At 64.7% G+C, this 11,918-nt stretch carries 10 protein-coding genes; 4 read left to right on the plus strand and 6 right to left on the minus strand.

What is annotated here, in order from left to right; all coding sequences use genetic code 11:
• The 4 genes from VGD20_RS01045 to dusB form a co-directional block, all read right to left on the minus strand.
• Positions 1–1,913, minus strand: a 1,913-nt coding sequence (locus VGD20_RS01045; protein ID WP_331132674.1) for a sensor histidine kinase, incomplete at its 3' end; no start/stop codon positions are given.
• Positions 1,914–2,036: 123 nt separating this feature from the next.
• Positions 2,037–3,455 carry a sigma-54 dependent transcriptional regulator gene (locus tag VGD20_RS01050; RefSeq protein ID WP_331132675.1) on the minus strand — a complete coding sequence of 473 codons (1,419 nt, stop codon included), beginning with the start codon at positions 3,453–3,455 and terminating at the stop codon, positions 2,037–2,039.
• Positions 3,452–4,543: a two-component system sensor histidine kinase NtrB gene (locus tag VGD20_RS01055; RefSeq protein WP_331132676.1), complete on the minus strand. Its 1,092-nt coding sequence runs from the start codon at positions 4,541–4,543 to the stop codon at positions 3,452–3,454. Before VGD20_RS01055 ends, VGD20_RS01050 begins: the two co-directional genes overlap by 4 nt.
• Positions 4,540–5,538, minus strand: coding sequence for a tRNA dihydrouridine synthase DusB (dusB, locus tag VGD20_RS01060; RefSeq protein WP_331132677.1), 999 nt, complete (start codon positions 5,536–5,538; stop codon positions 4,540–4,542). Before dusB ends, VGD20_RS01055 begins: the two co-directional genes overlap by 4 nt.
• A gap of 96 nt (positions 5,539–5,634) precedes the next feature.
• Here dusB and VGD20_RS01065 point away from each other — a divergent pair, with 96 nt between their 5' ends.
• Both VGD20_RS01065 and VGD20_RS01070 read left to right on the plus strand, forming a co-directional pair.
• Positions 5,635–6,810, plus strand: coding sequence for a bifunctional 2-C-methyl-D-erythritol 4-phosphate cytidylyltransferase/2-C-methyl-D-erythritol 2,4-cyclodiphosphate synthase (locus VGD20_RS01065; RefSeq protein ID WP_331132678.1), 1,176 nt, complete (start codon positions 5,635–5,637; stop codon positions 6,808–6,810).
• A 3-nt stretch (positions 6,811–6,813) separates the two neighbouring features.
• Complete coding sequence (locus tag VGD20_RS01070) at positions 6,814–7,371, plus strand: CinA family protein (protein WP_331132679.1); 558 nt, start codon at positions 6,814–6,816, stop codon at positions 7,369–7,371.
• Between the two features lie 179 nt (positions 7,372–7,550).
• Here the strand turns inward: VGD20_RS01070 and VGD20_RS01075 are convergent, their stop codons facing one another.
• Together VGD20_RS01075 and ettA are read right to left on the minus strand one after the other, a co-directional pair.
• Positions 7,551–8,009, minus strand: coding sequence for a PaaI family thioesterase (locus tag VGD20_RS01075; RefSeq protein WP_331132680.1), 459 nt, complete (start codon positions 8,007–8,009; stop codon positions 7,551–7,553).
• 5 nt (positions 8,010–8,014) lie between these two features.
• The gene (gene ettA, locus VGD20_RS01080; RefSeq protein ID WP_331132681.1) at positions 8,015–9,694 is read right to left on the minus strand and encodes an energy-dependent translational throttle protein EttA; all 1,680 of its coding nucleotides are present in this window, start codon (positions 9,692–9,694) and stop codon (positions 8,015–8,017) included.
• 127 nt (positions 9,695–9,821) lie between these two features.
• Between ettA and VGD20_RS01085 the strand changes: the two genes are divergently transcribed.
• Both VGD20_RS01085 and VGD20_RS01090 read left to right on the plus strand, forming a co-directional pair.
• Positions 9,822–11,237 carry a M28 family peptidase gene (locus VGD20_RS01085; protein WP_414714523.1) on the plus strand — a complete coding sequence of 472 codons (1,416 nt, stop codon included), beginning with the start codon at positions 9,822–9,824 and terminating at the stop codon, positions 11,235–11,237.
• A 146-nt stretch (positions 11,238–11,383) separates the two neighbouring features.
• Complete coding sequence (locus VGD20_RS01090; RefSeq protein ID WP_331132683.1) at positions 11,384–11,671, plus strand: hypothetical protein; 288 nt, start codon at positions 11,384–11,386, stop codon at positions 11,669–11,671.
• Positions 11,672–11,918 lie beyond the last annotated feature (247 nt).

Genomic DNA, 11,918 nt, shown 5'->3' on the forward strand with positions numbered 1-11,918 from the left:
ATATGTCCAATGGGCGTCGTTTCCGAATTTTTCGACTTTTCTTCAATAGCTTCTACCGCATTTTTGACGATGTTCGTCATCGCCTGCGACAACAGCCTGCGGTCGCAGACGAGCGGTTCGATCCCGCTGGGGGTTTTGACGGTAAAAACGATGTCGGGCTTCGCCACTTCGAACAGGAATACCGCCTGACGCAGAATATCGCGCGCATCCTCGACCCCGAACGTCGGCTTGGGCATCCGCGCGAAACTCGAAAATTCGTCGACCATGCGCCGCATGTCGTGCACCTGCCGGATCACCGTATCGGTCAGCTTGCGGAAGGTCGCGGCGTCGCCTTCCACCTTGTCGCCGAAACGCCGCTGAAGCCGTTCGGCCGCAAGCTGGATCGGGGTGAGTGGATTCTTGATCTCGTGCGCGATACGCCGCGCGACATCGGACCAGGCGGCGCGCCGCTGATCGAGCAGCTGCTGGGTAATATCCTCGAAGCTCAGGACGAATCCGTCGCCCTGCGCCACCGCCTTGGCCGCGAGCGTCGCGGGTTCGGCATCCTTTCGCGACAGCTGCACGATCGCCTCGCGCTCGTCGCCGGTCAGCAGCCGCGCCAGCTCGGGCGCGACATCGTCCAGAGGCTGGCCGGTGAGGCAATCCGCCGACTGACAGATGAGGCGCTCTGCCGCCGCATTGGCGAGGAGGATGCGGCGGTCGGCATCGACCGACACCACCGCCGACGACACGCCGCTGAGCACCGCCTCGATAAAGCTGCGCCGCGCCTCGAGCTGTTCGTTGGCATTGACCAGCGCGCCGGTCTGCCCTTCCAGCTGCTCGGTCATCCGGTTGAAGGCGCGGGTGAGCACCGAAATTTCGTCGTCGCGGGCCGGCGGGGTAACCCGGACCGAAAGGTCGCCGCCGGCAGCCGATCGCGTGGCACCGATCAGCGTTCCAAGCGGGCGAACGATCCGGTCGGCGACGACGATCGCCGCAAAGACCGCCAGCGCGAGCAGGAGCAGCGACCCCAGATAAAGCGCGCCGTTGAACTGGAGCTGAAGTTGCTGCGACCGCCCGAACAGCGCATTATAGTCCGCCAGCACGCTGCGTGCGCGATCGAATTGTTCGAGCCCGAGAATGTTCGCATCGCGCGACGCATAGACATAGGCATTCGGCCGCCCCGGAAGGCGGGTCGCCGCTTCGATCCGGTCCGATTTCTGCAGGACGACGACCTTCTCACCCTTGTTCAGCCTCGCGACGGTCTCCGGCGAAATGCGCGTCTCCGCCGCACGATTGTCGGGATCGACCATCACGGGGGTACGCGCGATGCCATCCGCACCGATCTCGATGATCGCCGATTCATTCAGTTCGCGGAGCACGACCTGCTGGCCATAGGCATTCTGGAACGGCACGCTGTCGATCGGATAGCGCGCGAGATAATCGCCGAGATCCTTTGCCATCGTCGTCGTGTTCGCGCTGACGGACTTCTGGCTGTCCTCGTAAAAGGCCTGCGCCATGCTGGCTGCGTTTTCGAACATCCCGCGCGAGCGGTCGGAATACCAGAAATTGACCCCGAACTGGAACAGCAGCGAGGCGAATATCACGACGAGCAAGGTCGGCGCAGCCGCGATCAGCGAAAAAAGGGCGACGAGCCGGACGTGGAGGCGGCCGCTGCCTCCCGCCATCGACCGCACTGCGCGCGCGCGCGCCACCCTGCTCCCGACCAGAACGATCAGCGCCATGGCCGGCACGAGGTTGGCGACCATGATCGTCGCGACCAGTGCCGGTGTGAGCAATCGCTCGCTCTGGGCATCGCCCGTCACGTAAATATAGGTCGCGGTGGCAATGCTGACGATGACGGCAAGCGTGTAATATTCCGGGGCAGCGAAACGCCAGAAGCCCGAGCGCACTTCCGGACCGTCCGAATCCATATCGAAAGCCAGGGAAGACGATTGCGTCATTGTTGCCGCGTTACGACAATCCTGTTGCATAGAAAACACACAATTTGCATGCGTGTCGCCCAAACGCCCCAATTCCGGGTCTGGTGTCGTCGATCAGGGGTGCGTGGGATCGATATCCAGCTGCCCCAGCCGTTTGCGCAGCGTGTTACGGTTGATGCCGAGCCGTCGCGCGGCTTCGAGCTGGTTACCGCGGACGTCGCGCAGGACACGTCGGAAAAGCGCCGCTTCGACAATCGCTTCCAACCGTTCGTGAAGGTCGCCTTCGCCCGTCGCATCGGCGATTTGTTCGCGCGCCCAGTCGTCGACTGCGCGGGCGATGAGCGCCGCAGGTTCGATGGCGCCGCCGCTCTCGCCGCTTTGGTGCAGCACCGTTTCGACGTCGCGCGCCGAAACGACGGTATCGCGTGAGAGCACCGCGAGCCGCTGGACAACATTGCCCAACTCGCGGACGTTGCCCGGCCAGTCATAACGTTCGAGCCATTGCATCGCCTCGGGCGCGAACTGCCGGTCGGGAAGGCCCGAGCTGCGCCCCGCCTCGACGAAATGGCGGACGAGCGCCGCGATATCGCTGCGCCGGTCGCGCAGTGGCGGCAAGGTTACCGGGATGACGTTGAGACGATAGAAAAGATCTTCGCGGAACCGGCCATCGGCGACGAGCGTGCGCATGTCGCGGTGGGTGGCGGCGATGACGCGAACATCGGCGCGCAGCGCCTGATTGCCGCCGACGGTCGAATATTCGTTGCTCTGGAGCACGCGCAGCAGGCGCGTCTGCGCCTCGAGCGGCATGTCGCCGATTTCGTCGAGAAACAGCGTGCCGCCGGCTGCCTGTTCGAAGCGCCCGGCGTTGCGGCTGTGCGCGCCGGTGAAGGCGCCCTTTTCGTGCCCGAACAGCTCGGCCTCGATCAGTTCGCGCGGGATCGCTGCCATGTTGATCGCAACGAAAGGCCCGGCGCGTCGCAGCCCCGTCGCGTGGATCGCGCGCGCGACGACCTCCTTTCCGGTCCCTGATTCGCCGAGGATCAGCACCGCAAGATCGTTCGACGCGAGCCGTGCGATCGTACGGTACACTGCCTGCATCGCAGGTGCGCGCCCGACAAGTCCGTGACTGTCGGCGGGCGCCGACGTGTCTCTGGCGGCCGGTTCGGCCGGCCGCTCGAGCGCTGCGCGAACGCTGGCGGTCAATTCGTCGAGGTCGAAGGGCTTGGGCAGATAGTCATAGCTGCCGATCCCCGTCGCGCGCACCGCGGTGTCGAGCGTATTCTGCGCCGACAAGACGATCACGGGCGTCGCAGGATCGACCCCGGCGCCGGGGAGCGAATTGATGCCGTCGCCGTCGGGCAGGACGACGTCGGTAATGACGAGGTGCGGACGATTGTCGGCAAGCCAGGCATTGCGCTCGGCGATGCTGGCGACCGAGGCGAAGTGCCCGCATTCGCCAACCAGCGTTTCGCGGATGATCATTGCGATCGCCGGATCGTCCTCGACCAGCAGGATCGTCTTGCCTTCGCTCATGCCGATCGCCCTTTTTGCGCGACAGGCAGGTGGACGCGAAAGCGCGTCCATTCGCCGTCGCGCATATGCTGGACCGTGCCGCCCATATCGCGCGCGAGCTTGGCGACGAGCGCGAGGCCGAGCCCCCTTCCCTCGCGCTTCGTCGTTACGAACGGATCGAACAGATCGCCGCGGATATCGGCGGGAACGCCGGGACCATTATCGCTGACGCTGACCTCGATCGGCAGCGCGATGCGCCCCCGCCCGTCGCCATTGTCGATCGACAGGCCGTGGCGATACGCGGTCGTCAGCCGGACGACGCCGTCGTCGCGGCCGCCGAGTGCTTCGCAGCCGTTCGTCACGAGGTTGAGCAGAATTTGCACCATGGCGTCATGGTTTCCATGCACGAGCGGCAGCGAGGGATCGAAATCTTCGGCGAAGCGGACCCCCGGAAACTGGCGCGCACGCACCGTTTCCATCGCCTGATGGATCGGCTGGTAGAGGTTGATCGGGCCGCAAGCGATGGGCTGCCCGCGCGAGAAATGCTCCATCTGGTCGATCAGCGTCGCGATCCGGTCGACCTCGGCGCAAATCAGTGTCGTGAAGCGTTCGCCGCCGGCATCGGTCTTGCGCGCAAGCAATTGCGCGGCGCCCTTGATACCGGCGAGCGGATTCTTGATCTCGTGCGCCAGCATCGATGCCGCCGCACCCGCCGCGCGGCCCGAGCGGCCGATCGCGCCACCCATCAGCTCGGAATCGCTTTGCGAGGGCACGAGCGCAAGGATGCGGTGCCCGCTGTTGCCGTAGGGAACCATCTGCATGTCGACGAAGACCGGTTTGCGGTCACCGACCGAGATTTCGGCGCGATGCGCGAACAGCGCCGACGTCGCAGCTTCGTTCATTCGCTGGCGATAGCTGCGATCCATCTTGATGACGTCATAGACGACGCGTCCGACCATCGCCGACCGGCTGACATTGCAGAGCTGTTCGGCGGCGGCGTTGACGAACAGCACGATGCCGCCGCCGTCGATCAGCAATGTGGGAACGGGATGCGATTGGATCAGCTCGTCATGGTCGAACAGGGGAATGCTCGACGTCAACGCAGTCACGCAGCGGCCTTGGTCAGATGTGGGCCGTAAAAGGCTTCAAGCGCGTCGAGCACGCCCCTGCTGTCGGGAATCTGATTGACCTTGTTGCGGAACTCGGCCGAACCATGTAGGCCCTTGACGTACCAGCCGAGGTGCTTGCGCGCCATATTGACGCCGGTCATCTCGCCATAATGATCGATCATCGCGCGATAATGCGATGTAATGACGTCATATTGCTCGTCGATGCCGGGATCGGGGCGTTCGGCTTCGCCGCGCAGCGCCGCCATCACCTGCCCGAGCAGCCACGGGCGGCCATAGGCACCACGGCCGATCATGACGCCATCGGCGCCGCTTTGCTCGAGCGCGGTCCGTGCGTCGGCGGCCGAACAGATGTCGCCGTTGACGATGACCGGAATCGACACCGCATCCTTGACCGAGCGGACAAAGCGCCAGTCGGCTTCGCCGCGATACATCTGGTTGCGTGTGCGGCCGTGAACCGTCACCAGCTTCGCGCCCAGATCCTCGGCGATATGCGCGAGTTCGGGCGCGTTGAGGCTGTCGTGGCACCAGCCCATGCGCATCTTGACCGTCACCGGCACCTTCACCGCCTTGACGCAGCTATCGATCAGCGCCGCGGCGAGCTTGAGGTCGCGCATCAGCGCCGAGCCGGCATCGCCATTGGTGACCTTGCGTACCGGGCAACCCATGTTGATGTCGATGATCGAGGCGCCGCGATCTTCGTTGAGCTTCGCCGCTTCCCCCATTTCATAAGGCGTGCAGCCGACGAGCTGCATCGACACCGGTTCTTCGACCGGGTCCCAGGCCGCTTTTTGAATCGATTGGCGCGTTTCGCGGATCGCAGCCTGGCTCGCGATCATCTCGGTGACGTTGAGCCCCGAACCATAATAGCGCACGAGCTTGCGGAATGGCAGGTCGGTGACGCCCGTCATCGGCGCGAGGATCACGGGATCCGCGATGGTGATATTGCCGATCTGGATGGGCCGCAGCGGCGCCATGGCGGGGAGCTTTCGTCTGATTGCCTAAAATTTGAGCAGCCCGTACACGTTAAGCCGCTTTCCCGCAAGACGCGGCTGCGCTAACCGGCGCGCACCATGGCCGAGTCCCCCCCTCCCGTTTTGCCGCACGTCGCGGTCATATTGCTCGCGGGCGGCCAGGGGACGCGCGCGGGCTTCGACCTTCCGAAGCAGCTCGCGATGCTTGGCGGCAAGCCCGTCCTGCGCTGGAGTCTCGACGCCTTTTCCGCACACCCTGCGATCGGTGGCGGTGTGCTGGTCGCAAATGGTGACGTCATGGCGGCGCTCGGTGACGTTCCGGACACGTGGTTTTCTGCCGATCCCGGCGAAGAGCGGCAGCAATCGGTCGCAAACGCGCTCGCTGCGCTTCGTGATTGGGACGATGGAGCGTTCGTCCTTGTTCACGATGCGGCGCGACCCGGCGTTACCGCCGAAGTGATCGATCGCCTGCTCGCCGCGCTCGGGGATGCCGAGGCGGCGATCCCGACCTTGCCCGTCCCCGACACCCTCGTTGAACAAAGCGCGCATCTGGCCGGCGAAGTCGTCGACCGCGGCGCACTGGCCCGTGTCCAGACGCCGCAAGCCTTCCGCCTCGGCACCCTGCGCCGCGCGCATGCCGAAGCGGCGGAATCAGCCGCGACCGACGACGCGCAGCTGGTGCGCCGGCTGGGACTGGCTGTCGCTGCAGTGCCCGGCGATCCGCGGCTTCACAAACTGACATATGCCGAGGATATGATGATCCTCTCGGGGCTTCTGGGGACTGGCACGATGCGAACCGCAGTTGGTATGGGGTACGACGTCCATCGCCTGGTACCCGATAAGCCGCTCTGGATCGGCGGGATAGAAATCGCGCATAGTCATGGGCTTGAAGGGCATAGCGATGCCGACGTCGGACTTCATGCACTGACCGATGCGATCCTCGGTGCGCTCGGCGACGGCGATATCGGCGACCATTTCCCACCGAGCGATCCGCAGTGGCGCGGCGCCGCGTCGTACCGCTTCCTCGGCTTTGCGGCCGGGAAGGTGGCGGCGCGCGGAGGGCGCATCGATCATGTCGACCTGACAATCATCGCCGAAGCGCCGAAGATCGGGCCGCATCGTACCGCGATGCGGGCACGGATTGCCGAAATCCTTGTGATTCCGCTTGAACGGGTTAGTGTAAAGGCGACTACGACAGAGCGGCTGGGTTTCACCGGCCGCCGCGAGGGGATCGCTGCCCAGGCCGCAGCGACCTTACAACTTCCGGAGATTTGAACCTTGCCGTCCGATGCTGAAACGCGCCTTGCCGCGCGCGACGACCTTGCAACCGGCGTCCTTGCGAACAATCGCGCCGCAGGGCGGAAAATAGCCGTAGCCGAAAGCTGCACCGGCGGCATGGTGTCGGCCGCGCTGACCGATATCGCCGGCAGTTCGGACGTGTTCAGCGCCGGATTCGTCACCTATTCGGGTCACGCGAAGCAGAGCCAGCTCGACGTCAGCAGCGAAATTCTCGAAACCTTCGGCGAAGTCTCGCTTGCAACCGCGTGGGCGATGGCGGCAGGGGCGCTGGCAAACAGCGACGCCGACGTCGCGGTCGCGATCACCGGCATCGCCGGTCCCGGCGGCGGGTCGGAGAAGAAGCCCGTGGGCCAGGTCGTCTTTGCGCGCGCGCTGCGCGGGCAGGATCCCGACGATTATTTCACCCAGCGCGTCCAGTTCGAATCGACCGACCGCGCTGCGATCCGCCACGCCGCGACTCTGTTCGCGCTCGACCTGCTTCAGCCCGAAAAGGACGGGCTGCGGCCGTCGGAAGATATCGCCCTCCCCGCGCCGTAATCCGTGTTGGCAAATGGCGGCTTGGGGCCGGAAGTTGTCCCTTTGTGCACCCCGGCGAAAGCCGGGGCTCTATGCGGTAACACGCTAAGTTCGCGTTAGAATTCTAGGCCCCGGCTTTCGCCGGGGTGCACATCCCTATCGGCAGCTTCCGGGCGTTACCGGACGCCGCCTATCGCCCGTCACGGAATAGCGTAGGTCACATTCGCCTGCCCCACAGGCTTGTCGGCGTTGTCGGTCCAGATACGGATATCCATCACTGCAAGCCGCTTGCCGAGGCGCAGCATATACGCGTCGGCGAACAGCGGCCCCGGACGGCAGGGGCGCAGGAACTGGTAGTTGAGCGCGCTGGTCACTGCCATCGCGACGGGTCCGATATGCGCGAGGACGAGCGCATAGGCCGCCATGTCTGCGAAACCCATCTGCGTCGGGCCGGAGATCAGCCCGCCGGGGCGCAGGGCCTTGTCGGTGGGATCGAGCCGCGCGCGGATATGCCCCGGCGCGGCCGACACCACATGGCCGCGCGAGCCGGGCTCCGACTGCGGGAAGGCTTCTGCCATGAAGGCGTTGAGCGCGTCCGCATCGAGGCGGATCGCGCCAGACGATACAGGCGACGATGCCGGCGCGCCCTCCCCCGCCATCGGGATCAGCGCGTCAGCTTCTTGTACGACGTCGCGTGCGGGCGCGTCGCATCGTCGCCGAGGCGCCGGATCTTGTCTTCTTCATAGGATTCGAAATTGCCTTCGAACCATTCGACATGGCTGTCGCCCTCGAACGCGAGGATATGCGTCGCGAGGCGGTCGAGGAAGAAGCGGTCATGGCTGATGCCCAAGGCGCAGCCGGCGAAATTTTCGAGCGCTTCCTCGAGCGCGGCGAGCGTTTCGGTGTCGAGATCGTTGGTCGGCTCGTCGAGCAGCAGCACGTTGCCGCCCTGCTTCAGCATCTTGGCCATATGGACGCGGTTGCGTTCGCCACCCGACAGTTGTCCGACCTTCTTCTGCTGGTCAACGCCCTTGAAGTTGAAGGCGCCGACATAGGCGCGCGTCTGCATCTCGTGCTTGCCGATGTTCATCAGTTCGTGACCGCCCGAAATTTCCTGCCAGACATTATTGTCGGGCTTGAGGTCGTCGCGGCTCTGGTCGACGAAGCCGAGGCGGACGGTGTCGCCGATCGTGACCTTGCCAGCGTCCGGGGTTTCCTGCCCCGTGATCAGCTTGAACAAGGTCGACTTACCTGCGCCGTTCGGACCGATCACGCCGACGATGCCGCCGGGCGGGAGCGAGAAGGACAGGTCTTCGAAGAGCAGCTTGTCGCCATAGGCTTTCGAGATGCCCTCGACCTCGATCACCTTGCCGCCGAGGCGTTCGGGGACCTGGATGACGATCTGTGCCTTGCCCGGGATGCGCTTTTCCTGCGCCTCGACGAGCTGGTCGAAGCTCTTGATACGCGCCTTCGACTTGGCCTGCCGCGCCTTGGGCGACTGCCGGATCCATTCGAGCTCGTCCTTGATCGCCTTCTGGCGACCGGCATCCTCGCGCGCTTCCTGTTCGAGGCGCTTGCCCTTTTTTTCGAGATAGGTCGAATAATTGCCTTCGTAGACGAAATAGCGGCCGCGATCGAGTTCGAGGATCCAGTTCACGACATTGTCGAGGAAATAGCGATCGTGGGTGACGAGGATCACGTTGCCCGGATAGTCGACGAGATGCTTTTCGAGCCAAGCGACGCTTTCGGCGTCGAGATGGTTTGTCGGTTCGTCGAGCAGCAGGATCGACGGCTTTTCGAGCAGCAGGCGCGTCAGCGCGATGCGGCGGCGTTCGCCGCCCGACAGATTCTCGACGCCCCAGTCGCCCGGCGGGCAGCGGAGCGCTTCCATCGCAATTTCGAGCTGGTTGTCGAGCGTCCAGCCGTCGACCGCGTCGATCTTTTCCTGGAGCGTGCCCATTTCCTCCATTAACGCGTCGAAATCGGCGTCAGCGGGCGGATCGGCCATCAGCGTGCTGATCTCGTTGAACCGTTCCATCATGTCGGCGACGCCGCGGACGCCGTCCATGACGTTTTCCTTCACGGTCTTGGTCGGGTCGAGTTCGGGCTCCTGCGCCAGATAGCCGACGGTGATCCCCTCGCCCGGCCAGGCTTCGCCGGTGAATTCGGTGTCGATACCCGCCATGATCTTCATCAGCGTCGATTTGCCCGTACCGTTCGGGCCGACGATGCCGATCTTGGCATCGGGGTAGAATTGCAGGCTCAGATCCTTGAGCGTCGGCTTCTGCGCGCCGGGATAGGTCTTGTTCAGACCCTTCATCACGAAACTATACTGGGCGGCCATGGATATGCTCCGGTTATGGCTGGGCCGCGCGGGGCGGCCGGGAGAGATGTTGCGCGCCGGTTAGCGAATGGGCGCCCGCTTGGCAATCGACGCTTGCGCGCGCGAGGCGGACCGTTACCACGGCGACATGAAAATCGCCCGCACCCCCACCCGCTTCGCCGGGATCGCCGCCCTGCTCCTTGCTCCCGCTGCATCGGCATCGCTTCCGCCGCCGCCAACGGCGGTCGGCCTCGCGCTGCAGGGTCCGGATCCTGCCTGGTCGATCACCGAGGACCTGACGACGGAGATCGGTCCGCGCATGGCCGGCACCGACGCCGAAGCCGCGGCACGCCGATGGGCCGTCCAGCGGCTGCAGTCGATGGGCTTCGTCAATGTCCGCGAAGAGCGGTTCGATATGCCCGTCTGGGTTCGCGGTGCGGAAGAGGCCTGGCTGACCGGCCCGTTCCAGCCGCAAAAGCTCGCGATCGCCGCGCTCGGCAATTCGGCCTCGACGGGCGCCAAGGGACTCGACGGCGACATCGCCTATTTCACCAGCTTCGATGCGCTCGTTGCCGCTCCCGATACCGACGTGAAAGGCCGGATCGTCTTTATCGACAACCAGATGGAGCCGACGCAGGACGGTAGCGGCTATGGATATTATGGCCGCGGACGTTTTACGGGCCCGAACGTCGCGGCCAGGAAAGGCGCGGCAGCAATCGTGATCCGCTCGATCGGCACCGACGATCACCGGAACCCCCACACCGGCGTCACCACCTTCGACGCTGGCGTGAAGCCGATCCCGGCCGGCGCGATATCCAATCCGGACGCCGATCAGTTGGTGCGTCAGTGGAAGCGTGCGCAGCAGGTCAAGCCCAATGCCGTCACCGCAAGCTATGATCCGGCGCCGCTGCGCATGAAACTGGTGCTGACCCCGCAAGACCTCGGCACGAAGCATTCGGGCAATGTCATCGCCGAAGTTCCGGGCAGCGATCCGGCCGCGAGCCCCGTGATCATCGCCTGTCATCTCGACAGCTGGGACCTCGGCACCGGCGCGATCGACGATGCGGCGGGCTGCGGCATCGTCACCGCGGCCGCGAAGCATGTCATGAGCGCCGGCCAGCCACGCCGGACGATCCGCATCCTGTGGGCGGGCGCCGAGGAAGTCGGCGTGTTCGGCGGCAAGGCCTATTTCGACGCGCACGGGAAAGAAAAGCACGCCGTCGCGCTCGAGTCCGATTTCGGCGCCGACCGGGTATGGCGCGTCGACTTCAAGCTGCCCGACAGCGCGAAGGCGCTTGGCGACCGGATTGCCGCCGCCGTGGCGCCTTTCGGCGTCACCCGCGGCAAACAGCCGGCCAATGGCGGCGCTGACGTCGGCGCGCTGATCGCGGCGGGCGTTCCGGCTGTCGATCTGGCGCAGGATGGCACACGCTATTTCGACCTGCACCACACGCCCGACGACACGCTCGACAAAATCGATCCCGTGCAATTGCGGCAAAATGTGACGGTTTGGACAGCGACTCTGGCGATTCTCGCGAACAGCACGGATAGCGAGCTTCCCTGACTGTGACGGAGAAATGACAGAATCCCGTACGCCCCGGCCATCTCAATTATTTTTGTTGACGATTCATGCGGAACGGCTAAATCCCGCCGCTCGCGGAACGGGAAAGTTTCCCTGACGCGAAAGGCATTTTAGGGAGCCCACACATCATGAAGAAGTTTGCTGCTATCGCCGTTGCTGCCAGCATGTTCGCCCTCGCCGCTTGCGGTGAAAAGGCTGCTGAAGAAGCCACCACCGAAGCTCCGGCCGCTGAAGCGGTTGCTGAAGAAGGCGCCGACGCCGCTGCTGCTGGCGCTGAAGCCGCTGCTGCTGGTGCTGACGCCGCTGCTGCTGGTGCCGAAGCTGCTGCTCCGGCCGACGCTGCCGCTGCTCCGACCGCTGCTGCTCCGGCCGACGCCGCTGCTGCTCCGGCCGCTCCGGCTGAAGAAAAGAAGTAAGTCACAGCCCTTCGGGGCATTGACCGAAACTGAAAAGAGCGGTCTTCCTTCGGGAAGGCCGCTTTTTTTTTGTGCCCGTTGCGCACGCCTCGGCCGAGCCGGCTCGCCCCCCTGCCCCGTGGCCCTATCCTGCAACCATCGTCCGGCCGAGCTTGCGGAGCAGGACTTCCAGCGCCTGCTGCTCCTCCTCCGACAGGCCCGAGAGCATTCGGGCCTCGATTGCCATATCCTTGCGGAAGACCGTTTC

Source organism: Sphingopyxis sp. (assembly GCF_036402335.1).
Taxonomy (GTDB): domain Bacteria; phylum Pseudomonadota; class Alphaproteobacteria; order Sphingomonadales; family Sphingomonadaceae; genus Sphingopyxis.

What these genes read in the sequence shown, in the direction of transcription:
- VGD20_RS01085 (WP_414714523.1), top strand. Translation starts at nt 9,822, where the DNA reads ATGAAAATCGCCCGCACCCCCACCCGCTTCGCCGGGATCGCCGCCCTG.
- VGD20_RS01065 (WP_331132678.1), top strand. Translation starts at nt 5,635, where the DNA reads ATGGCCGAGTCCCCCCCTCCCGTTTTGCCGCACGTCGCGGTCATATTG.
- VGD20_RS01050 (WP_331132675.1), bottom strand. Translation starts at nt 3,455, where the DNA reads ATGAGCGAAGGCAAGACGATCCTGCTGGTCGAGGACGATCCGGCGATC.
- VGD20_RS01090 (WP_331132683.1), top strand. Translation starts at nt 11,384, where the DNA reads ATGAAGAAGTTTGCTGCTATCGCCGTTGCTGCCAGCATGTTCGCCCTC.
- VGD20_RS01075 (WP_331132680.1), bottom strand. Translation starts at nt 8,009, where the DNA reads ATGGCGGGGGAGGGCGCGCCGGCATCGTCGCCTGTATCGTCTGGCGCG.
- ettA (WP_331132681.1), bottom strand. Translation starts at nt 9,694, where the DNA reads ATGGCCGCCCAGTATAGTTTCGTGATGAAGGGTCTGAACAAGACCTAT.
- dusB (WP_331132677.1), bottom strand. Translation starts at nt 5,538, where the DNA reads ATGGCGCCGCTGCGGCCCATCCAGATCGGCAATATCACCATCGCGGAT.